Here is a 21,274-nt window from a genome sequence, read left to right as displayed (position 1 = left end):
CCCCTGTTCCAGCCGCGCGCTCTTCCCCGGCCGGGGGACCTCCGCGATCCCGCCGAGGGTCTTCCCGGCCCAGGCCGGAGGCATCATCGCGGCCCCGGCCGGGGGGCTTCTCCCCGGTCCCACAAGGGTGCCCTCCCCGCCCTGACCGGGGCACGTCCGCCATCCCGCCAAGGACATCTCCCCGGCCCTGGCGAGCCGACGGCGCGGCCACCGCGGTGGCAAGGGCCCCCGGCCTGGGCCGGACGCCCCGGGCCGATTTCCTCCCTGCCCCGCCAGAGTCCCTCTGCGGTCCGGCCGAGAGCCTCTGGCGGCCCTGACCCGGGGCACCTCCACCGGTCCCGGCCGGGGAGGCGCGCCGTAGGGCCGTGTGAGAGGTGGCGGGACGCCCGCGGCCCGGCGGGGCGGAGGGCGTGGCCGGCGGGTGACTTCCGTACCACCGTTCCCTGTGCTTGCCTGGTGAGCCGTTCCGGTGGCCGGCCCGGGGAGTTGGCGTATGCGCAAGCCGTGGATCGTCGGGGTGCTGTGCGCCGCCGTTCTGGTGGCGGCGACGGCCTGCGGTGACCCGTCCTCCGGGGCCGGGTCCTGGCCGCCCTCCGGCCCCGCACACGCCGCGCCCGCGGCCTCCGCCTCACCGTCGTCCGCGCCGAGTTCGCGGCGGCGCGCGATCCCCTCCGCCCCGGCCGAGCGCCCCACCGTGCTCTACCTCGGCGACTCGCTGGCCATGGAGAACCAGAAGGTGCTCGGCGGGCTGCTGCGGGAAGAACTCGGGGCCGAGTACACCGGGGCGCCCTACTCGGGAACCACCCTGTGCGACTACCTGGACGGCACCGGCGACGACTCCCTCGTCCCGCCGGAGGACAAGGCCGCGGCGCTGGTCCGCAGGCTGCGGCCGGACGTCGTGATCCTCCAGTTCTGGGGGAACGCCTGGGGCTACACCCCCTGCATGGACGGCATCACCCACGACGCGGCGCGGCAGGAGTACTTCGACCGTTACAGGGCGGACGCCAGGCGGCTGACCGAGCGGATCGCCGCGGCGGCCGGGGCGGTGGGCACGGACCGGCCGAAGATCGTGTGGGTGCTCCAGGGCCCGGATCCGATCACGCCGGACCGGGTGCGGCGGGTGAACGCCGTCTACGAGAAGCAGGCGGCCGCCTCGGGCGACCTGCTGGCCGACGCGGGCAGGGCGGTGAGCCCGGCCGCGGCCCGCTACTCCTGGGTGCGGTACCTGCCGTGCACGGCATCAGAGCGCGGCCGCCCCGGAGACTGCACCCAGCCGGGCCGGGGCCGCACGGCCCTGCACCGTGAGGACGACCACCTGCACTTCTGCCTGGCGCCCACCACCTCCACGCCCCGGCCGTGCCCGGTCCGCTCCCCCGGCATCCTGCGCTACACCCGGGCGATCGGCGATGCCGTAGCCGATCACCTGCGGAACTGAGGCCAGGCTCCCCCGACGCGGAGTAATATCACTCCACCATGCATTTGAATGCTACCTACACCAGTTTTGTAGCGCTCGGGGACTCCTTCACCGAAGGCATGTCCGACGCGCTCCCCGACGGCCGTTACCGAGGCTGGGCCGATGTGCTCGCCGGCCGGCTCGCCGCCCGGACCCCCGGCTTCCGGTACGCCAATCTCGCGGTGCGCGGCAAGCTCATGGGGCAGATCCTCGACGAGCAGGTGCACCTCGCGTCGGCGATGAGCGCCGATCTGGTCACCCTGGTCGGCGGGCTCAACGACACCCTGCGGCCGAAGTGCGACATGGGCCGGGTGAAGGGGCAGCTGGAGGAGGCCGTGGAACGGCTTGCGCCGTCCTGCGGACAGCTGGTGCTGATGCGCAGTCCCGGCCGCAACGGCCCGGTGCTGGAACGTTTCCGGCCCCGCATGGAGGAGCTCTTCGCGCACATCGACGGCCTGGCGCGGCGGCACGGCGCGCTGGTGGTCGACCTGTACGGGGCAACGGCGCTCTCCGACCAGCGGATGTGGGCCGTCGACCGGCTGCATCTGACGTCCGAGGGGCACCGGCGGGTCGCGGAGGCGGTCTGGCAGACGCTCGGCCTGGAGGCCGGGGACGACTGGCGGCTGCCGCTGCCGGCCGCCGCGCTGCCCGGCTGGGCGGCCAGGCGGGCGGCCGACGTGCGGTTCGCGCGCGAGCACCTGCTGCCGTGGATAGGACGGCGGCTGACCGGGCGTTCCTCGGGCGACGGGCGGCCGCCGAAGCGGCCCGAGCTGCTGCCGTACGACGAGTACGGGGCGCTCCGGGAGGAGCTCGGGGAGGACCGGGCGCGCCAGCACGGGCACGGCCACGCCCCGCGGTGACGCCCTGGTAGGAAGCCACAACCCGGTCCGGGGCACTGGCCTGCACGAATCGCCAGTAGAATTCCGTCACGTGACTGTCAAGCCCCGTATCCCGAACGTCCTGGCCGGCCGCTACGCCTCCGCGGAGCTCGCCGTCCTGTGGTCTCCCGAGCAGAAGGTGAAGCTGGAGCGGCAGCTCTGGCTGGCCGTGCTGCGCGCCCAGAAGGACCTCGGGATCGAGGTGCCGGACGAGGCGCTGGCCGACTACGAGCGCGTCCTCGACCAGGTCGACCTGGCCTCGATCGCCGAGCGCGAGAAGGTCACCCGGCACGACGTGAAGGCCCGCATCGAGGAGTTCAACGCCCTCGCCGGGCACGAGCAGGTCCACAAGGGCATGACGTCCCGGGACCTCACGGAGAACGTGGAGCAGCTGCAGATCCGGCTCTCGCTCGAGCTGGTGCGGGACCGCACGGTCGCCGTGCTGGCGCGGCTCGGGAAGATCGCCGGCGAGTACGCCGAGCTGGTGATGGCGGGCCGCTCGCACAATGTGGCGGCGCAGGCGACGACTCTCGGCAAGCGGTTCGCCACGGCCGCGGACGAGCTGCTGGTGGCGTACGGGCGGCTGGAGGACCTGCTGGCCCGCTACCCGCTCCGCGGCATCAAGGGCCCGGTCGGAACCGCGCAGGACATGCTCGACCTGCTGGGCGGCGACGCGGGCAAGCTCGCCGAGCTGGAGCGGCGCATCGCCGGTCACCTGGGATTCTCGCGGGCGTTCACGTCCGTCGGCCAGGTCTACCCGCGCTCCCTCGACTACGACGTGGTCACCGCGCTGGTGCAGCTGGCCGCGGCGCCCTCCTCGCTGGCGAAGACCATCCGGCTGATGGCGGGGCACGAGCTGGTCACCGAGGGCTTCAAGCCCGGCCAGGTCGGCTCGTCCGCGATGCCGCACAAGATGAACACCCGCTCCTGCGAGCGCGTCAACGGTCTGATGGTGATCCTGCGCGGCTACGCCTCGATGACCGGGGAACTGGCCGGCGACCAGTGGAACGAGGGCGACGTCTCCTGCTCGGTGGTCCGCCGCGTCGCGCTGCCGGACGCGTTCTTCGCCTTCGACGGACTGCTGGAGACCTTCCTGACGGTGCTCGACGAGTTCGGCGCCTTCCCCGCCGTCGTCGCCCGGGAGCTGGACCGCTACCTGCCGTTCCTCGCCACCACCAAGGTCCTCATGGGCGCGGTGCGGGCAGGTGTCGGCCGGGAGGTCGCGCACGAGGCGATCAAGGAGCACGCCGTCGCCTCGGCGCTGGCCATGCGCGAGCGGGGCGCGGAGCGAAACGAGCTGCTGGACAAGCTCGCCGACGACGAGCGGATCCCGCTGGACCGGGCAGCCCTGGACACGCTGATGGCGGACAAGCTGTCCTTTACGGGCGCGGCGGCCGACCAGGTCGCCGCGGTCCTCTCGCGCATCGAGGAGATCGCCAAGCAGCACCCCGAGGCCGCCGCCTACGCGCCCGGGTCGATCCTCTGAGCCCGTCCTTCACCAAGGCCGAACTCGAGGCCGCCCGCGACCGCCTCGTCCCCGATGTGGTCGCGGACGGCCTCCGGGTGCTGTTCTGCGGCATCAATCCGGGCCTGATGTCCGCGGCCACCGGCCACCATTTCGCCCGCCCGGGCAACCGCTTCTGGCCCGCCCTGCACCGCTCGGGTTTCACGCCGAGGCAGCTGAAGCCCTCGGAGGAGCGCGAGCTGCTCGCGTACGGCCTCGGCATCACCAACGTCGTGGCGCGGGCCACCGCGCGCGCCGACGAACTGAGCGGGCAGGAGTACGTCGAGGGCGGGCGGATCCTCGCGGAGAAGGTCGCCCGGCTGCGGCCCGCATGGCTCGCGGTGGTCGGCGTCACCGCCTACCGCGTCGCCTTCCACGACCGGGTGGCCCGCGTCGGCCCGCAGGACCGGACGATCGGCGGGACCCGCGTCTGGGTGCTGCCGAATCCGAGCGGGCTCAATGCGCTGTGGACTACACCCAAACTGACGGATGCGTTTCGTGCGTTTCGGCTGATCACAGGGCTACCCGACGCGTCGTGTGCGGGTGGCCCCGAGGACTAGTCTAGCCGTCCGGTGCCCCCACAGACGGCTACGGCTACGGCTACCGCTGCCCGGCCCGTGCTGCCAGCGCCGGAATCGCCGCGATCTTCTCCGAGCTAAGGTCGGCCCAAACAAGGCCGCTGGGTCGGCGCCGGTTGGCACACGGGATCACCGCGTCGGGCGTGACGATGTAGTCCACCGAGAAATCGTGCTCCGTCTCGGGGATGTCGTCCTCGATGACCTGGAGCTCATGCACTGGCGCCACGATCACTGTGCTCTCAGTGACCAGGCCGGCCTCAATAAGAAGGGCGACTTCAAGGTCGGAGTAACCAGCACCCTTGCCGATGCGTGCGCCCGAGCGGTTCACGGCCACGCTGCCGCAGACGACGATGTCGATCGGTTCGACCTCTTCAACGCCGACACGCCGGGCAACCTGGGCCGCACCCTTCTTCTCGGCGGCCTCCTCAGGCGGAAGCGTCAGGTTCTCGGGGTCGAGCAGGTAGAACGGCTGCAGGCTGGCCATCCTCGGTACCGCCATGTAGACGCGCTTGCCGTCCTTCAGGGCACGAACACGCACGGGAAGCTGCGCCCAGTCAGGGTTCGCCTTGACGATCGCGGCCCGCTGCCATTCATCCAACCCGGCCAGTCGCTCGGCGGTCGCCTCGGCTCCGTAGAAGCCGGGGATCTTTCCGTACGAGTCAGCGGGTGCTCCGCCGCCGTCGATGAGTCGTCGCCACACCCGCTCGCGTACGGCCTGCTTGGCCTGGTCGATGTTCGTCACGCCCCACCTGTTCTATATGGCCATGAGCGCAAGCAACCTGTCGTTGATCTCTTGCGCCCACGGCTCGTGCCTCCACTGCCGCAGCTCCCGCCCAGCAGAGAACGCCAGATTAAGACCGCCTCCGCCGCGCGTCAGCTCGACGGCATCAATGGTGCGGTGCATGACGCCCGCCGCCTCGTCGAGTTTGCCTTGACGGATGAGCGCCAAGGCGAGGTTCCCCAGCGCGATAGCTTGACTCTTCTTCTTGGACGCCAGCGCCCGCGAGGTCATACGGAGGATTGGCTCAGCCCGCTCAGGGAGGTCGAGGAACAGGTAACACGACCCGGCGAGTCGGTTGAACTCGTTGACCGTGTAGTAAGGGGCTGCCACGTCGTCGGGGTGGACGTGGTCGAACTGGATCTCGGCCTTCTTCAGCGCGTCCTCGCACTCGGGAAGCGCGCCGGTCATGGCGTACCCCTCGGCGACATGAAGAAGCGAGAGACCAGTCAGGGACGGACTGACGAGCTTGGCGGCCTCCGCGGCCTGCTCGGCAAGCGTCACGCCTCTCGTCGGGTTCTTCTCGCCGTAGAGTGCAACGAAGCTCATGCGGAGCGTCGCGTACGACTCCGTCGATGGGTCGCGGGCATGTCGGGCCGCCTCGACGGCTTCCTTGAAGTACCCGAGCGGGGCTTGGTGGTCGCGGCGCTGGGAAACGTCCCAACACAGCTGTCCCATAAACGTCGCTGAGTCGGCTTCGACCGCGTAGAGGGCGCGACGCACCCGAGGGTTGGTGGCGTTCTCGCGGAGGAACCGCACCTGGCCGTGGAGCTGACCGGCACGACCAAGCAGTGCCGTCGACGCTTCTTGGTCATAGGACTCATCCAGCTTGCGCAGCTGCTCGTGGAGGTAGGCAACCACCATGAGGTCGGCCGACGCTGGGTTCTCCAGGGCATACGTCATCCGCTCACTGGGCCGGACATCGGTGGCGGTCACGTCCTCCAGGAGCGCTTGAAGCTCCCCGCTCGAAACCTTGAGTGCGCGCGCCAGTTTTGGCCGTAACCAAGCTTGCGGCTCAGTGTCGGCGCTCTCCCAGCGACCTACCGTTGAACGCTCGACGCCGAGATACTGGGCAAGCCCCTCCTGCGTGAAGCCTGCTGCTTTGCGACGCCTGGCGAGGCGTATGCGCCTGCTTGCCATCGCCCATCCCTCCGGTGCATGGGGCGAGTTACCACCGTAGCGACACGCGGGACATCTGTGCAGGCCACACCGAGGAATGCCACACGGATGCGTCATGCGTGCGGCACCTTTGCTGTGGTGTCTTTGCAGGTCAAGCCGCTTGTCTGGCTCGCAGGTTGGCGAGCGGATGGAACCCCGTGCCACTGCTCGCCAACCGTTCCAGTCCCCCGGAGGAACGGATGCGACCTGCCTTGTTCGGCTACATGCGGCTCGCCGCAAGTGACGACCCAGACGAAAACGAGACGATCCAGCGGGAGTTGGCAACCTATGCCACCCGCGAAGGCTTCGAGCTGGAGCGACTGTTCATCGAGCGACTCGATGCCCGTGATGAGTCCGCCTTCTTCGCCTTGGTCGATGCGCTCAAGACCGCCGACGTCAAGAACGTGATCGTGCCGTCCTTGTGGCACTTCGCCCGGCTACCCGGTCTACAAGCTGCCATGCGCGACCACATCGAGCGCGAGCTGGGCGCGCGGCTCTGGGTCATCCAAAGCGCCGTCGTGCAGCCGAAGGGCGCTGCGTCATGAGCGCCAACGCCGTGAACCCGATCCCTCTTCTTGCTCGGTCGCTGCGGCTGACCGCCGTGCCTTCGGCCGTGTCGGTCTCGCGCATGTTCGTCGGTCACACCTTGAAGCTCTGGCAGCTTGAAGACCACACCGACACAGCGGCGCTCATCATGAGCGAGCTCGTCACCAACGCCGTGAAGGCGAGTGGCATCACGGACACGGACCCGAAGTCGTGGCAGATCACGGCCGAGCACGTCATCGGGATACGGCTTCGGGCTATCGAGGCCAGCCTGTACGTCGAGGTCTGGGACAGAACGGACGTGGCGCCTGTACGGAAGAACCCCAGTCTTGAGGCGGAAGGTGGGCGTGGTCTGCTGCTGGTCGAGCAGCTCGCCAAGCGTTGGGATGTCTATCGCCCGCACGTCGGCGGCAAGGTCGTTTGGGCTGAGCTGCCGCTCGGGCTCCCCGTGGAGCTGCGCCCTTTCGAACACACGCCGCTGCTCCTGCCCAGCGGCATCCGGGCGCCAGGGGGACCAGTTGAAAGCCAGGCCCGTTCGGCACTGCTCGATGTGTTGATGACGACGACGGTCGAGGCGATGATCGCGGCGCGCGTGATCCGTGAGACCTAGCGGTCGTGGCCGGCTGACGGTAGGTCAGGCGGATCAAAGAGCGACCGACGCAATAAATCGCACCCCCGTTCTACACGAACGGGGGTGCGATCTTGCTGATGACGACCATTTTGAGACGATACGAGACTTGGAAGAGGTCATTTTCGGCCGACTTGGCTAAAACTCGACAAATAGTGATCATGATTGACTAATCCGAGGAATTAGATACTCCGTTCGACTTTGTCGGCTCTGCCCCTGTAGATGACGTGACGCCTGCTACGCTCCTCGCCACTTGTTCGAAGGTGTGCGGTGGGGACACGTGCGGCGGATGATTCTGCTGACCACGCTTATGCTCGCCTCCGAGTGGTAGAAGACTTAAAATGGGGGGCATATGCTTTCAAAAATTGTCATCCAGAACTACCGCACGTTTCGCAACTTTAAGCTCGACTTCGATCCGAAGATGAACATCTTGGTCGGGGATAACGACGCCGGTAAGTCGACGATTCTTGAAGCGATTGGCCTTGCCCTCACGGGCAAGCTGCATGGGCGCCCTCTATACCAAGACCTATCGCCGTACCTTTTCCACCAGGACGCGGTAGACGAGTGGATTGCTGCCCTCAAAGAGCGGCGCGCAGTCCCGCCTCCAGAGATCGTTATTGAGCTCTTCCTCGACTCGATTCCTGAAACGGCTGCCCTCAAAGGAACGAATAACCTCCAAAAGGTTGACGAGCCCGGAGTGCGCATCCGCGTCGCACTTAACCCTGACTATGATGCGGAATACAAGGAGTTCGTCAAGGACCCGACCCAGGTTCGCTTGGTTCCGACCGAGTATTACCGCGTTGAGTGGCTCGCTTTCTCTGGCAATGGGGTGACTCGCAACAGTATCCCTGCTTCGTCTTCACTCATTGACGCTGCGAACATCCACCTTCAAAGTGGTGTCGACTACCACATGAAGCAGATCCTCAATTCAAGGCTCGATCCCGACGACCGAGTAAAGCTGACTCGCGCGTACCGCAACCTGCGTGAGACGTTCGCGGAAGACGAGTCAATCGTAAAAATCAATGAATCGCTACGAAGCAATCCGAGCGGTATGAGCGACCGTGCACTGACGCTGAATATCGACGTATCACAGAAGACAAATTGGGAAAGCGGCATCGTCCCGCACCTCGACGACCTTCCTTTCCAATTCGTCGGTAAGGGCGAGCAGAGCGCACTAAAGATTCTGCTCGCCTTGAGCCAGGACGGAGAGATGGCTCACACCATCCTCGTCGAGGAGCCGGAAAACCACCTGTCGTTCCCGAACCTGGGGAAGCTGGTGCGGAAGATCAGCGACAAGTGCAAGGATAAGCAGGTCTTCATTGCCACGCACAGCTCGTACGTCCTGAACAAGCTGGGCCTTGAAAAGCTCGTCCTGCTGTCCTCGGCTGAGGGGTTCCGCCTCGACCGACTTCCGGCGAGCACACAAATTTACTTCAAAAAGCTGTCAGGGTACGACACCCTGCGCCTGGTTCTGGCGAAGCGGTCGATCCTCGTTGAGGGTCCGTCGGATGAACTGATCGTCCAACGGGCCTACATGGACACGCATGGCGGCAGGGTACCCGCCGAAGATGGCATCGACGTCATCAACGTCCGCGGACTCTCCTTTAAGCGCTTCCTTGACATCGCGTCACTGCTGCCGGAAAACCGCGTTGCAGTCGTCACAGACAACGACGGCAAAGACGCGACCGACGTCAAGCAGAACTACAGCGCCTACGCTTCCTCCCCTAGCATTTCGGTGCACGTGGGCGAGGATGCCAACTTCAAGACGCTGGAGCCGCAGCTTTTCAAGGCGAACGGCCGTACTGCGATGAACGCGGTTCTCGGGCAGAACTTCACGACAGACGACGGCCTGCTCGACTACATGAAAAAGAACAAGACCACCTGCGCGCTGGCCATCTTCGAGAGCACCGAGACCATCACCATGCCCGAGTACATCAAGGGTGCCGTCAATGCAGTCGCATAACAACCGAGTCATCATCGCAGCGGCCGGCTCGCACAAGACCCAGCACATCATTGACTGCGTTCTCAGCGATCCAACGAAGCGCACCTTGGTGACGACCTACACCAACGAGAACCTGAGCCAGATCGTGAACAGGCTCAGCAATGGCACGGGGATTCTTCCGAGTCACGTCACGGTCATGGGGTGGTTCACGTTCCTGATGAACCAGTGCGCACGGCCCTACCAAAGCTACGTTCTGGGCGAGACCGGCGTCATGAAAGGGCTTAACTTCTCAGAGCCTGGCATCCGGTATGCACGTAAGGACAACCCCAAGAACTACTACCTCGACCCCGCCAGCGCGGTGTACCGCAACCAGGTCGCCGCCCTCGCTCATGAGGCGAATCGGCGAAGCGGCGGCATGGTCGTGAACCGGCTCGCGGAGATGTATGACCACATCTACGTCGATGAGATCCAGGACATGGCGGGCTACGATCTCGACCTGCTTGAGTCCCTGATGCAGTCGCCTACTTCCCTTACGGTGGTGGGCGACCCCCGACAGGCGACCTACTGGACGAACACTTCCCCGAGATACAAGCGGTACAGGGGGAGCGGCATCGTCGACTGGTTCAGCGAGCGCCCCAAGCTGTGCACCATCGAGAGCCGTACAGAAAGCTACAGGTGTAACCAAGCGATCTGTGACTTTGCGGATGACCTGTACCCGAAGCTTCCTCGTACGATCTCGAAGAACACCGAAGTCACGGGACACGATGGCATCTTTCCGATCAAGAGATCAGAGGTAGACGAGTACGTGCGGAAGTACTCACCCGTCGTGCTGCGTTGGGACCGCCGGACTAAAACAGGAAACCTCGAAGCGATGAACATGGGCACCTCGAAGGGCAGTACCTTCGACCGTGTGCTCATCTTCCCAACGAAGCCCATGATCTCCTACTACCACACCCGCGACTTCAACCAGCTCAAGGAGCAGGCGAAGTTCTACGTGGCTGTGACACGTGCGAAGTACAGCGTGGCCTTCGTCCTGCCATAAGAAGCCTCCTGTTCACCGCTGAAACCCGCTGGAGCCCGCCGAACCAAATGACTACCGTTGATCCATGACGGACGACCAGCGTGCACCGCTCAAGAGACCCAAGCCGCTTGATCCCTACAGCTCAAGCGCGCCGCATCTGGTCGGCATCGTGGACACCAACACGTTGCTCAGCAGCATCGAGAACGACTGCCGTAAGGGGTTCCGATCGCGGCTCTTGCGGATGAGCGACGATGGCACCGCCACGCTCTACGCTGCTGACCACGTCCTTGACGAGACGTACGAGCACCTCCCGAGGATGGCCAAGCGCGGCCTGGTGCCGCTCGCCACCCTCCGCGCTCACTTTGAAGCCGAGTATCTACCGGCACTGCGGTTCGTCACGGTGTCAGACCTCGACGGCCCGGACGAGCAGGTCTTGGCGATCACCGACACTGACGACGTACCAACAGGCCGGTTGGCCAAGCTCATTGCTCCGTGTGTCGTGTTCTCGGATGACCGGCACCTCAAGAGGCCCGGCTTCGCCCCGAAGGACTGGCAACGAGCGGCAAAGTCCGTCCTCGACATCGCCGACGGTGTGAGGGACCAGGCCGTCACGGTGAACGTTGCGGCTCTTCCAGCCAGGGGTGCAGTGGGTCTGGTAAAGCTCCTGGGGCGACAGACCGGCATCTCCCCGTGGGCTATAGGTGCCGTCGTCCTCGGTGGCGGCGCACTACTCCTCAAGAGGCCTGACAGAAGGAGGGCGGCTGCTTCGTTCGCCGTCAGGGCACTCGAAGCGGTCGGCACCATGCTGGAAGCGGGAGTAGCGCAGGAATGGCGGGGTGTCGAGAAGCTGCGCGAGGTCATCCTTACTGCGCCATCGCGGCCCACGATCCGGCAGCAGGTCGCCATCACCTTGGCACGGCAGAACGAACCACTACTGGCCGCCGAGGTCTACGAACTGATCCAAGCGCACTTCCCGGATGAACCGGAGGTCAGCCTCCAAGTCGTACGAGCTGTCCTCGAAGAAGGGACGGAGTTCGTCCGAGTGCAGCGCTACCGATGGCAGCTGGGGCGCGAGGTCGCCCCGCGGCCGTCTTGAAGCGACCGACCAAGGGCGCGCCGGCCGAGGGTGGTTGGTCGGGAGGTTCTTTGAGGTCGTTGGTCGAGCGGCGGAACCCCTGCTCGACCGCGATAAAATTAGCGCATGACCACAAAAAGCTCAGGCCGTAAAGCCTGGCTCATCACCTGGGATTGGGTAGGCGCACATGCCGCCGTCCCGGAGCGCGAGGTTGTGGCGGCCGTACTTACGCCGCAGCTCGGCATCAAGACCGTCATGGGTTACACGGAAGTCTTGTACGCCCAGCGGGAGTACGAAGCCGTTGACAAGCTCGACGCCCTGACTCACAACCCGTACCCCGCACAATCCGTCAACCATGGGCGGGAAGTCGTCTGTGGACACAACCCGCATCTCCGCGCTCGCCTCGTGGAGAACCTTCGAGAGAAGGACCCTGGCAACCCGGAGGCGGGTCTGATCTGGGATGAGTTGCCGCGCCCGGAACTGAAGCTTCCGACCTAGGTCGCCGCGACTTTCCTAGAACGAAGAACACCCCGCGACCGACAGCGGACGCGGGGCGTTCTTCGCTAGGGGTTGCGGGGTGGATGTCGGAGGAGTTACGAGCCCCTTACGTATCCGATTTGCCCGAAGGGATCGGGGTTCTGGGGGATGATCTGTGCTTCGATGATCCCGGGCCGGGCCTCGTCGAGCGGGTTGTCCGAGAAGACGTATGCGCGTACCCGAAGGGGTTGCGTGCCGTCGTTGGCCTTCATGTCCACGGCCCAGCCTTCAATGTACCAGTCGGGATTCTCGTGGTAGATGGGCTCCTTGGCGGGTGTGCCCTCATCTTTGAGCTCTTGCATGGTGGCGAGGTCCTCGGAGAAGACCGGCCGGACCATGCTGACTGCCACGTTCACGATGGCCGTGTCGCTGAGCTGGATCGGCAGGGTCTTGGGCGCGCTCCTCTTCGTCATGAAGACGGCGGCCATCATGTCCTCGGTGGTGAACTTCGGACTGGCGAAGTAGACGATGGAGCCGGACTCGAAGCCCCGCGCTCGTAGCTCGTCTGAATCCGAGAAGGACGGCGTCTTACGAATGCGCTCGTAGGCTTCTTGCACGGTTTCCGGCATGTGATGCGCCTCTTTCTCAATTCGGATAGGGCACGCCATTGGTTGAATCAATCAGGCGGAGTGCCACATCCGAAGATGAGAGGCAGGATGCAATTACCTATTGGCAATATGTATTTATTTAAACACATATTGATTAATTAGTCAATAAAGTGTCAAGTTTTGAGGGCTATCTATCCTTGAGGATGATGTAGCGGCTTCCTCGCTCTTTGCGGACACCGATGGTGATACCCCATCCAAAAATTGCTACGACCGTCGCCAGAATGAAAGTAGACCCGATAAAGCCAGTATTTTCCCGTGACACCAAGATGCCGACCATGCAGACTCCAATCAAAATATTGCCGACGATAACGATCCACAATTTGACCAACTCGTGTCGGTCATCGTGCGCGGCCAAAGCGTCCCAGTCGACAGCATCTAGGATCGACCGGTTTTCTTCCATGCTCCACGGAGCTTCCTCAACGGGAACGATTAGCTGTTGCTGTCGATCAATGAGAATCTGGGCAATCTCTTTAAGGCCCGAAGTCTCATGTCGGATAGCGCTTGATCTACTCCCAGGAAAGAGAGTTTCACCTTTCTTACGCAGCAGCTCATAGGCCCACGCTCGGCGATCATCGAGACCGTTACGCGCTTCGATGTCGTCACCGATGACCAAGGCGTTCCTGACTGCGCGGGTAGTGGTGGTATCTGGCATCGCCAAAACCAGCTCGCTCAGCCGCTGGTACGCCTCCTCGGCGGTAGCCGCTCCGAGCATCTGCCGTAGTACGGCATGTTCCGGCTTGCGCAGCTTCTGGGTTGTCATGCCCTCTTTCAGTCGCAGATCCTCAAGGCTAGTGACCAACATCCCCTTGACGCTCGCACCCACGCTTGAACCTCCTAGCCCCAGACCGACCACAGGGGTCGAAGTATCCCATGTGTCACCGACGTGTCACGGCGTGTCAGGGACGTACCAACCTCGATTGACACGCTGGTGACATGGATCAACGAGCCCCGGCCGACTGACTCTTGGCGTGCGGGATCAACCACGACCCGCACGACCACGAGGAGGACGGCACCTATGGGTGGCGAACTGATGCTTAGCGGCTACGGCCAAGAGCGGCGACGAGGGTTCCTCGCGCCGCGCCAATCGCGGGAGCGACGCGCGATCGGCGAGCGTGCAGAACTGGAGCTGGCCAGTCTGCTCAACAGCAGCAGGCAGGAAGAAGTGAAGGCCATGCTGCGCAAGCGGCTGACCGAGGACGGGATGCAGGACATCTACGACGTTGGCCACCTGGCCCAAGAGCTGGCGGCCGGTGACCAGTTCATCGCGAGTCTGCTAATCCCGATCGTCCAGGAATTCGCCCGTACCACGGCGCGCGACGTTCGGGACTTCGGCCGAGGCCTGTAGATGGCTGGCCAGATGATCGGGCTGTTCATCGGGGCGGTACTGGCGGGGCTGTTCCTTCTGTACATCGGTGCAGGACAACACCATCGGTCTGCCCTTCGGCCACCGACGCCACTTGAGCAGTACGAAATCATGCGCCGTCGCAAGCGCGAAGTCATGCGGGAGATGCGCCGCATCGTCCGCGAACACCGTAGATAGGGGAAATCATGGACCGGATGGAATGGCTTGGGCTGTTCTATATCGTGCTGTTCCTCGGAACGCCGGTCGGCATCGGGGTATGGATCGGCAAGAAGTACGGGCCGACCATGCAGCGCAATAAGCGCAAGCGTCAGATCGAAACGGCCGTGCTCATGCACTCCGTTGACGCCGAGCTGTACGGCGAAGTACTCGACGATCTGCACGACCGCCGCAATCGTCGCCACTAACCAACCCGCGCGGCCCCGTCCTTAGTGGTCGGCACTTCAGGGGAAGACAGCCACGCCGTGGCCAGTGTCACCCCTGGCGCCCGCCAACTACCGAGGCGGGGCCGCCTCGTTGATCCACCCCACTAAGACGTCGTCTCATTTGGCGAGTCGGCGGTAGCAGATGAGGCTGCAGGCGATGGCGGTGAAGGCCAGGAAGTGCTCGGCCTTGCGTTCGTAGCGGCGGTGCAGACGGCGGCAGCCGCCCAGCCAGGACATCGTGCGTTCGATGGTCCAGCGGTGCCGGCCCAGCCGGGTGGAGGACTCGATGCCCTTGCGGGCGATGCGGTGCCGGATGCCTCGCTTGCGTAGCCATCGGCGCAGGTGGTCGTAGTCGTAGCCCTTGTCCGCGTGCAGCTTGGCGGGTCGTCGTCTGCGCGGGCCGCGGCGGGAGCGGATCGGCGGGATACCGCGCACCAGCGCCTCGAGTGCCTGGCTGTCGTGCAGGTTCGCGCCGGAGATCCCGACCGAGAGGGGTAAACCGGTCCGCTCGGTGATCAAGTGGATCTTCGAGCCCTTCTTGCCCCGGTCGACAGGATTCGGACCTGTCAGGTCCCCCCTTTCAGGGCCCGCATGTTCACCGAGTCGATCGCGCAGCGCGACCAGTCCAGCTCTCCGCGCGAACCCAGTTCGTCGAGGATGAGGCGGTGCAGCTTCGCCCAGACCCGGGCCGCGGTCCACTCGGTGAAGCGCCGGTGCGCGGTCGGCCCCGACGGACCGAAGACTGGCGGCAACTGCCGCCACGTGCAGCCCGTCGTGGCCACGAAGATGATCGCGGCCAGCACCTCGCGATCCCCGTACCGGCGACGGCCACCGCCCTGCGGCCGCGATGGAGCAGGTGGGACCACCCGCTGGAACAGCTCCCACAACTCGTCCGGCACCATGCGCTCGACCACCACCACGGGTGCAGACTACCCAGCACGCCCAAATGAGACGACGTCTAAATCGCCGCCGGCCACGGCTCGTAGGTCGGCGGCATCTACCCGAGAGGGCATCCCGTGGCAAAGGCCCGGAACTTCCTGCTGCTCTTGCTGCTGGCCGCACTGACGATTCGCGCGCTGTGGCTGGCCGTTGAGCCGATCCTTCCTTACCTCGTGAGCGGCCTGGCGGTGCTGCTCGTGCTGGGCTTCATCTACCACCGCATGACGAGGTGGTGACCATGAACGCCCGCACCTACCGCCTCAACTTCCCCTCGAACCTCGACGCCGACCAAGTCGCAACCTGGCTGCACGCTGCATCGGGCACACTCACCACCGGTCCGCGGCGGCTCCTGAACGTCTCGTCCATGGTGTTCGAGGTCGAGGCCGGGGAGCTCGGCATCTCGTACCGACTCGTCGTGCCAGATGAAACCACCGACTTCCTGACGGGCCAGTTGCGCACGTTGGTCCCCGGATCAACGGCGCAGCCGGCATCGACCCCAGATGAGCCGCATCAATGGACGGCCGCGGTCGAGCTGGGACAGACGAACCCACGACGAAGCCTCGGCACCGTGAACCCGGAAGCCATCTCGGCAAGCTTGCTGGCATCGTTCCAGGGCCTCGGTCGGGGTGAAGCCTTGTTGCTTCAGTGGGTGGTGTCACCGGCACTGCGACGGCGACCACCAGCACGGACCGGCTCAGGGGAAGACACGGGCATCTTCGGGTTCGGTGGCAAAAGAGACAGGGCTGGGCTGGACGACCTTCGCGCCAAACTCTCTGAGCCCAACTTTCTCGCCGTGCTCCGTGTGGCCGTGAAGGCTCCGACCAAGCAGCGCGGCGAACACCTGCTTGCCCGCGTCCGTGCCAGTCTCCGCGCGGTCGGTACAAGCGACAACCGCTTGAAGCAGCAGCTCGTGACCAGTGGTCGCGTCGTTTCACGTGTCGAGAGCCGGGCAGTGCCGACGCTCTTTCCAATGCAGCTGGCTGGCTCTGAGCTAACCGCCCTGATCTGCTGGCCGGTCGGTTCACCGCATGTTGCCGGGCTTCCACGTTCACGGACACGGCAGCTTGCCGCCACGGGGGCGGTTCCCCGCGTAGGGAGGGTGATCGCACGGTCCAACTTTCCTGGCAACGAGCGGTTGTTGGCGCTCGACCCGGTGCAGTCGGCGCAGCACCTCCAGATTGTGGGACCGACGGGGAGCGGTAAGTCTGTCCTACTTTCTAACCTCATCGAGCAGGACATGAGGGCTGGTCGCGGGGTGGTGCTCATCGAGAGCAAAGGCGACTTGTTCACAGCCGCTCTCGAACGTGTGCCCGAGCGTCGATTGCAAGATGTTTGCCTTCTAGATGTTGGAGATACGGAGTATCCGGTCGGCTTCAACATCATGCAGGGCTCCCCCTACGTGGTCGCCGCCGACATCCAGCAGCTATTCGATCACCTCTACCCGCAGGATGCGCGAGGAGTGCGGGTTCGAGCAGGTTTCTACCATCTCGTCCTCACTTTGATGATGTCGACCGGCGCGGCTGGTCCGATGACCTTCGCCGACATCCAGCCGCTCGCCGCGCCGAGGGGGGATCAGGAGGAATTCTCGCGCCGGTTGGTTCAGGGCGTTTCACACATCGAGGAGCTGGCCGGGTGGTGGTCAGACATTACGAGCCTGTCGCGCACACAGAGGAACGCGTACTTCAAGCCGCTGCTCGACCGCGTCTGGCAGCTCAGTTCTCGGCGGTCGCTCCGGAACATCATCGGGCAGAGTACGAGCACGTTGGATCTCACGACCATCTTGCGGGAGCGGAAGGTGTTCCTCGTCAATCTCAGCCGGGCGACGGAAGGGAAGGACACGGCCGGGCTGCTCGGGTCGCTGCTCCTGAATGCGGTGTGGAGTGCCGTACAAAACAGTGGCGTTGCCGATCCGTCCAACCCGACCATGTTGTACTTGGACGAGTCCAGGACTTCATGAACCTGCCAATCTCGCCCGCCGACTGGTTCGCGCAGGCGAGAAGTATGGGGCTGGCCGTGACGGTGGCCCATCAGTACCTCAGCCAACTCTCCGCAGAGTTGCAGGCGGCGACGCAGAACAACTGCCGTTCGACAGTCGCCTTTCAGACGGCTGCGGATGAAGCTCGCAACTTTGCCCGGTTGTTCGGCCGCAGTGTGAGCGAAGCTGACTTCCTCAGCCTGAGCCGCTACGAGATTCTGACGCGGCTGGCCACCGAGGACGGGGTGAGTTCGCCGGTATCTGGCGTGACGCTACCGCCTGGTGATCCGACCGGCTTCGCGGACGAGGTACGGCGGCTTTCTCGGGAGCGGTATGGGCGACCGGTCGTCGAGGTTGAAGCGGAGATTCGTTGGCGCCGGAACGGACGGGTTGAACCGGCTGACTCCGGTCAGCCGGCATCCCCGCCGAGGCGACGACGGTTTGGTGGGCCGAGGAAACCAAGTAGCTCGTGACGTACAGGGGTTGTATCCTGATCCGTTCTGTTGTGATCAACTCACGGACGAGGACGGACTGTTGACGAGTATCGAGAAGATGGCGGAGCAGTTGGACGGGCTGATCAACGAGTACGACGCCCTCGCGCAGAAGAGCAAGTATGACGATGCTTCCGATCTTCCAGCTGAAAGCCGAGTTCTCATGAATCGCCTGGAGTCGGCGATCGAGCGCATCACGGTGCCGGGCAGCGTTCACCGGAGGCAGTTGGAGCTCCACAGAGACCTTGGTAACTCCTTCAAGCTCGCGGAGTTCGTCGGCATAGCGGCTGCTCTGCGGGATGACCTCAAGGCAGGTTGGATTGAATCCGTCGTTGAGTTGGTGCACGCAGACACCTATAGCGACTACTTGGAGATGGCCGAGGACTTGCTTGGCGCGGGCTATAAGGACCCTGCTGCTGTCATCACGGGCACGTCTCTGGAAGTCCACGTGCGGGCGCTTTGTGTGAAGCACGGGGTAGATACGGAGCTGCCCAACGGCTCGCCGAAGAAGGCCGACACCATGAACGCTGACCTGAAGAAGGCTGGGGTGTACGACGGTTTGCAGCAGAAGCAGATCACGGCCTGGATGGATCTGCGGAACAAAGCCGCGCACGGGAACTACACCGACTACGACGCGCCTCAAGTCCGACTCTTCATCGATGGGGTGCGAGGCTTCATGTTGAAGTACCCGGCGTAGTGAATCAATCGGCATCCGCCTACGGAGGAGTGACGTTGGCAATCGAGGACATGGTGAAGCAGCTCAACGTGTTGTTCGACAAGACCTTGAAATTCCTCGAAGCCGAGGGAACCATACCCGAAGAAAGTGTGGATGCAGGAGTGTTGGCCAACCGCATAGAGGCTGCGGTCACACGTCTGTCCACGAGAGAGTCCGTTTATCGCGAACAGCTGAAAAGAGGCCGTGACAAGCTTGACGGGCCCAGATTGCTTCACAACACTAAAGTCTTGATTACTTTGAGAGAAGACCTCCTCGCCGGGTGGACGGAAACGGTGGTCGAGCTTGTCCACGCCGACACCTACAGCGACTATCTGGAGATGGCGGACGCGTTGCTTGCCAAGGGATACAAGGACGCGGCAGCGGTCATCATAGGGACTTCCCTCGAAGTCCACGTGCGCGCTCTCTGTGTGAAGAACGGCGTGACCACCGCAGTGGCAGGCAAGCCGAAGAAGGCTGACACCATGAACGCCGACCTCAAGAAGGCCGGCGTGTACGACGGGTTGCAGCAGAAGAAGGTCATGGCCTGGATGGACCTCCGTAACAAGGCAGCGCACGGGAACTACGGCGACTACGACAAGGAGGAGGTACGCCAGTTCATCGACGGCGTGCAAGCCTTCCTGATGAAGTACCCGGCGTAGGCGAACCTCGTAGGCCAGGGGTAGGCCGACCGTAGGTCTACCCCTGTACCGAAAGCCGCTCTGACCTGGCAGATCACTGGAGCCTATCCGGACGGAGGACGTAGGTGGAACTCACCCAGCGCGACTACGACGTACTCACGCTCACCCACACCTTCTCTCAGGTCGCTTCAACCCACCTGACAGAGCTGCTGTTCGCGGATCGGTCGCACTCGGTGCCGGACAAGGTCTTGGGGCGGTTGGTGCGGCTCGGCTACCTGTCCCGAGTCGGTCGCCGTGCCGGTGGCGACAAGGGCGGAGCCGGGGCCTACGTCTACCAGCTCGGCCGTGCCGGGCGTCTCCTCCTGGACGTCGACGGCCGCTTGATGCCGAACGTCAACAACCACGCCCTCATGATCGCGGACACCTACCTCGAACTTCGGCGAGCGGAGGAGGCGGGCGTACTGGCGCTCAAGGAGTGGGCTGTTGAACTCCCCGTTCCTCCTGCTGTCCGGGCGGACCTGTTCGCAGTGGTCGACTTCCCTCAGCAGGGGTGCAGCAGTAGCTACTACCTTGAAATTGATCTGGGGACGGAACAGCCCGCCCGCATCCGCGAGAAGGTGGCGGGGTATTGGCGGGCAGTCGAGGCGAGTACGGATGAGTTCTTTCCGTATGTCGTCTTCGTCGTGCGGCAGCAGGCGCGCAAGAACGAGCTGGCGCGCATCTTCCGGCGACTGCCCGAGGAACAACAGGACATGATGAGGGTGTTCTTGTCCCCTGAGCTGATCCCTGAATTGATGCGCCTATGACGTGTTGTCGATAGTACGGCACTAACAGGGGTGGAGAGTATTGATCAACAGAGGTGGAAGGAGGATAATGGAGACAGAGATAAACAAGGATCTACACCATGGCGCGACGAGCAACAAAACCATTACTTCCCGAGCTGATTTGGGGTCCCGCGCAGCGGACTCACAAACCGATGAACTCAGTGACAGTACGGCGCGTACATGCACAGTCGTCCGAGTATCGTCGGTTAATGGAAGACTTTCTCGTCGCAGCAGTAATCAGTGTTGGCTTAGTAGCCATCTTGGTATGATTCGGCCATGCAAGCGCGACAAGCGATCCAGAGCCTGAAGCAGTTGAAGGACGAGGCCCAGCAAGAGGGGCCACGCCTCAGGGAGACCGAGAAATTTTCCTCGTGGAAAGGGCGAGTACAGTCCGTACTTACTCGCGCCCTCGGAGTGGATCATCATCTGACGCAGTCGTTCATAAAGAATCGCTACAGTCTTTCGGTCTGGACGGATGGAACTCCAGACAGCGCGTGGGAACGAGCATTTCTTGGCGGCGTAAAGCGGGCCAACGGCATCATCGATGCTGCTCTGTTTGAGCTGGAACAAGCAGGAACGAGTGACGACGCTGTGGATGAGACTGCTTTCGACCCCGACTTGTGGGCGCATGTCCAGGTCCATGTACAACACGAGAACTGGCAGGCGGTCGCGAGTCAGACAGCCATCTTCGTCGAGGATCGAGTTCGTCAGTGGTGTGGTGACCCGAAGGGTCGGGACGGGCAGACCCTCGTAGGAAAGGGACTGTTTGCCAAGATCCTCGCCAACGACGGACAGTTCCGCCTTGGGAAGGAAGCTGGGGAGTGGGAGGGCTGGCGAGGCATCGGAATGGGCTTCACGCAAGCGCTCGGGAACGTTGATCGTCACAACATCCAGAAGCGCGCGGATGCCAAGCGCTACGCGTTCGGGGTCCTCGGCGTCGGGAGCCTGATTCTGACCCAGCTTCGGCACCAGGACGGCGAGGATCTAGCGCTGGACGAGTAGGGGCTTCCCCGATCCTGAAGCGCTCTGCCGCTCAATGGGGCGGCAGAGCGCTTTGGTCTGCCGGGTCAGGAGCCTGCGCCGGCCTACCGTTGGATCGCCCTGTTCTCGGTCGAGACCGCGGACGCCGAAGGTCTCGACGCAGCAGGGCCTACGGCTGGCGCAGCTTTGATCCTGCGGTTCATGCGCGGGAGGGCAGCCGCCT

24 protein-coding genes are annotated in these 21,274 nt (G+C 64.0%); 19 read left to right on the top strand and 5 right to left on the bottom strand.

From position 1 onward, the window contains the following. The first annotated feature begins 493 nt into the window (after nucleotides 1–493). The 4 genes from GUY61_RS04765 to mug all read left to right on the top strand — a co-directional run bounded on the left by GUY61_RS04765 (nucleotide 494) and on the right by mug (nucleotide 4,395). The gene (locus GUY61_RS04765) at nucleotides 494–1,435 is read left to right on the top strand and encodes an SGNH/GDSL hydrolase family protein (RefSeq protein ID WP_166628778.1); all 942 of its coding nucleotides are present in this window, start codon (nucleotides 494–496) and stop codon (nucleotides 1,433–1,435) included. Nucleotides 1,436–1,473: 38 nt separating this feature from the next. Continuing rightward, nucleotides 1,474–2,313 carry an SGNH/GDSL hydrolase family protein gene (locus GUY61_RS04760; RefSeq protein ID WP_166628777.1) on the top strand — a complete coding sequence of 280 codons (840 nt, stop codon included), beginning with the start codon at nucleotides 1,474–1,476 and terminating at the stop codon, nucleotides 2,311–2,313. A 70-nt stretch (nucleotides 2,314–2,383) separates the two neighbouring features. Continuing rightward, nucleotides 2,384–3,817, top strand: a complete 1,434-nt coding sequence (purB, locus tag GUY61_RS04755) for an adenylosuccinate lyase (protein ID WP_166628776.1) — start codon at nucleotides 2,384–2,386, stop codon at nucleotides 3,815–3,817. 56 nt (nucleotides 3,818–3,873) lie between these two features. Next, nucleotides 3,874–4,395: a G/U mismatch-specific DNA glycosylase gene (gene mug, locus GUY61_RS04750; RefSeq protein ID WP_313896511.1), complete on the top strand. Its 522-nt coding sequence runs from the start codon at nucleotides 3,874–3,876 to the stop codon at nucleotides 4,393–4,395. 40 nt (nucleotides 4,396–4,435) lie between these two features. Here mug and GUY61_RS04745 read toward each other — a convergent pair whose 3' ends face one another. Continuing rightward, nucleotides 4,436–5,155, bottom strand: a complete 720-nt coding sequence (locus tag GUY61_RS04745) for a 5-formyltetrahydrofolate cyclo-ligase (protein ID WP_166628775.1) — start codon at nucleotides 5,153–5,155, stop codon at nucleotides 4,436–4,438. Between the two features lie 12 nt (nucleotides 5,156–5,167). Continuing rightward, nucleotides 5,168–6,331: a helix-turn-helix domain-containing protein gene (locus tag GUY61_RS04740; protein ID WP_166628774.1), complete on the bottom strand. Its 1,164-nt coding sequence runs from the start codon at nucleotides 6,329–6,331 to the stop codon at nucleotides 5,168–5,170. 176 nt (nucleotides 6,332–6,507) lie between these two features. On the opposite strand from GUY61_RS04740, the gene GUY61_RS04735 reads away from it, so the two are divergent. From GUY61_RS04735 to GUY61_RS04710, 6 genes are all read left to right on the top strand, one after another. Continuing rightward, nucleotides 6,508–6,894: a recombinase family protein gene (locus tag GUY61_RS04735; protein ID WP_313896510.1), complete on the top strand. Its 387-nt coding sequence runs from the start codon at nucleotides 6,508–6,510 to the stop codon at nucleotides 6,892–6,894. Beyond that, a complete protein-coding gene (locus GUY61_RS04730; protein ID WP_243766182.1) occupies nucleotides 6,891–7,502 on the top strand; it encodes an ATP-binding protein in 612 nt (203 codons plus the stop codon). Before GUY61_RS04735 ends, GUY61_RS04730 begins: the two co-directional genes overlap by 4 nt. A gap of 370 nt (nucleotides 7,503–7,872) precedes the next feature. Continuing rightward, complete coding sequence (locus tag GUY61_RS04725) at nucleotides 7,873–9,483, top strand: ATP-dependent endonuclease (protein ID WP_166628773.1); 1,611 nt, start codon at nucleotides 7,873–7,875, stop codon at nucleotides 9,481–9,483. Next, complete coding sequence (locus tag GUY61_RS04720; protein WP_166628772.1) at nucleotides 9,470–10,504, top strand: UvrD-helicase domain-containing protein; 1,035 nt, start codon at nucleotides 9,470–9,472, stop codon at nucleotides 10,502–10,504. Before GUY61_RS04725 ends, GUY61_RS04720 begins: the two co-directional genes overlap by 14 nt. A 64-nt stretch (nucleotides 10,505–10,568) precedes the next feature. After that, nucleotides 10,569–11,579: a hypothetical protein gene (locus GUY61_RS04715; RefSeq protein WP_166628771.1), complete on the top strand. Its 1,011-nt coding sequence runs from the start codon at nucleotides 10,569–10,571 to the stop codon at nucleotides 11,577–11,579. Between the two features lie 105 nt (nucleotides 11,580–11,684). Beyond that, a complete protein-coding gene (locus tag GUY61_RS04710) occupies nucleotides 11,685–12,056 on the top strand; it encodes a hypothetical protein (protein ID WP_166628770.1) in 372 nt (123 codons plus the stop codon). A 95-nt stretch (nucleotides 12,057–12,151) separates the two neighbouring features. Here GUY61_RS04710 and GUY61_RS04705 read toward each other — a convergent pair whose 3' ends face one another. Together GUY61_RS04705 and GUY61_RS04700 are read right to left on the bottom strand one after the other, a co-directional pair. Beyond that, nucleotides 12,152–12,664, bottom strand: coding sequence for a hypothetical protein (locus tag GUY61_RS04705; RefSeq protein ID WP_166628769.1), 513 nt, complete (start codon nucleotides 12,662–12,664; stop codon nucleotides 12,152–12,154). Between the two features lie 166 nt (nucleotides 12,665–12,830). Then, a complete protein-coding gene (locus GUY61_RS04700) occupies nucleotides 12,831–13,526 on the bottom strand; it encodes a hypothetical protein (protein ID WP_166628768.1) in 696 nt (231 codons plus the stop codon). Between the two features lie 192 nt (nucleotides 13,527–13,718). Here GUY61_RS04700 and GUY61_RS04695 point away from each other — a divergent pair, with 192 nt between their 5' ends. Together GUY61_RS04695 and GUY61_RS04690 are read left to right on the top strand one after the other, a co-directional pair. Continuing rightward, entirely contained in the window at nucleotides 13,719–14,048 is a 330-nt protein-coding gene (locus tag GUY61_RS04695; protein WP_166628767.1) for a hypothetical protein, read from the top strand. A gap of 203 nt (nucleotides 14,049–14,251) precedes the next feature. Next, nucleotides 14,252–14,470: a hypothetical protein gene (locus GUY61_RS04690; RefSeq protein WP_166628766.1), complete on the top strand. Its 219-nt coding sequence runs from the start codon at nucleotides 14,252–14,254 to the stop codon at nucleotides 14,468–14,470. A 135-nt stretch (nucleotides 14,471–14,605) separates the two neighbouring features. Here the strand turns inward: GUY61_RS04690 and GUY61_RS04685 are convergent. Continuing rightward, a protein-coding gene (locus GUY61_RS04685; protein WP_166628782.1) for an IS5 family transposase occupies nucleotides 14,606–15,390 on the bottom strand; the annotation gives its coding sequence in 2 pieces (ribosomal slippage) (nucleotides 14,606–15,057 and nucleotides 15,057–15,390; 786 coding nt in all). Between the two features lie 114 nt (nucleotides 15,391–15,504). Here GUY61_RS04685 and GUY61_RS04680 point away from each other — a divergent pair. The 7 genes from GUY61_RS04680 to GUY61_RS04650 all read left to right on the top strand — a co-directional run bounded on the left by GUY61_RS04680 (nucleotide 15,505) and on the right by GUY61_RS04650 (nucleotide 21,072). Beyond that, the gene (locus GUY61_RS04680; protein ID WP_166628765.1) at nucleotides 15,505–15,663 is read left to right on the top strand and encodes a hypothetical protein; all 159 of its coding nucleotides are present in this window, start codon (nucleotides 15,505–15,507) and stop codon (nucleotides 15,661–15,663) included. Nucleotides 15,664–15,665: 2 nt separating this feature from the next. Then, nucleotides 15,666–17,384, top strand: a complete 1,719-nt coding sequence (locus tag GUY61_RS04675; RefSeq protein WP_166628764.1) for a hypothetical protein — start codon at nucleotides 15,666–15,668, stop codon at nucleotides 17,382–17,384. After that, nucleotides 17,381–17,875, top strand: coding sequence for a hypothetical protein (locus GUY61_RS04670; protein WP_166628763.1), 495 nt, complete (start codon nucleotides 17,381–17,383; stop codon nucleotides 17,873–17,875). The genes GUY61_RS04675 and GUY61_RS04670 overlap by 4 nt, the downstream gene beginning before the upstream one ends. A 61-nt stretch (nucleotides 17,876–17,936) precedes the next feature. Beyond that, the gene (locus tag GUY61_RS39075) at nucleotides 17,937–18,590 is read left to right on the top strand and encodes a hypothetical protein (RefSeq protein ID WP_208105563.1); all 654 of its coding nucleotides are present in this window, start codon (nucleotides 17,937–17,939) and stop codon (nucleotides 18,588–18,590) included. 35 nt (nucleotides 18,591–18,625) lie between these two features. Then, complete coding sequence (locus GUY61_RS39070; protein WP_208105562.1) at nucleotides 18,626–19,267, top strand: hypothetical protein; 642 nt, start codon at nucleotides 18,626–18,628, stop codon at nucleotides 19,265–19,267. Between the two features lie 104 nt (nucleotides 19,268–19,371). Next, nucleotides 19,372–20,052: a replication-relaxation family protein gene (locus GUY61_RS04655; protein WP_166628762.1), complete on the top strand. Its 681-nt coding sequence runs from the start codon at nucleotides 19,372–19,374 to the stop codon at nucleotides 20,050–20,052. Nucleotides 20,053–20,346: 294 nt separating this feature from the next. After that, a complete protein-coding gene (locus GUY61_RS04650) occupies nucleotides 20,347–21,072 on the top strand; it encodes a TIGR02391 family protein (protein ID WP_166628761.1) in 726 nt (241 codons plus the stop codon). The last annotated feature ends 202 nt before the right edge of the window (nucleotides 21,073–21,274 follow it).

Origin of the sequence: Streptomyces sp. GC420 (assembly GCF_009916105.1) — a bacterium.
Lineage (GTDB): Bacteria > Actinomycetota > Actinomycetes > Streptomycetales > Streptomycetaceae > Streptomyces.
Note: the sequence above shows the minus strand (reverse complement) of the source record. Positions and strands in the feature narration are given on the sequence as shown.